Source organism: Pseudomonas sp. SIMBA_068, from assembly GCF_046534705.1.
Lineage (GTDB): Bacteria > Pseudomonadota > Gammaproteobacteria > Pseudomonadales > Pseudomonadaceae > Aquipseudomonas > Aquipseudomonas putida.
The window spans coordinates 1-275 of record NZ_JAWRYI010000427.1; the positions used below are offsets into that span (position 1 = coordinate 1).

The following is a 275-nucleotide window of genomic DNA, read 5'->3' on the forward strand; positions in this document are numbered from 1 at the left end:
TGGGCGTCGACCTGGTCCAGGGCTATCTGCTCTGCCGGCCCCAGGAACATCCGCCGCAAGAAGCGCACTTGATGCTGCCCAAACAAGACAGTGCCAGCACCGCCCTCAGCGAAGAAGGCAGCGACCTCAGCGCCCTGCTCAACGAACAACCAGCGGTGGACCAAGACACCGCCACTGCCCAGGTGCTGGAGTCGTTTCGCCGCCAGGCCAACCTGAACTCGCTGGCCGTACTGGACCGGCGTGGCCACCCGGTCGGCATTGTGCATCGACACTCG

At 65.1% G+C, this 275-nt stretch carries 1 pseudogene; it reads left to right on the forward strand.

Going from position 1 to position 275, the window contains the following annotated elements:
- Positions 1-275 (forward strand): annotated as a pseudogene (locus SB756_RS29825) (diguanylate phosphodiesterase); the annotation flags it as partial.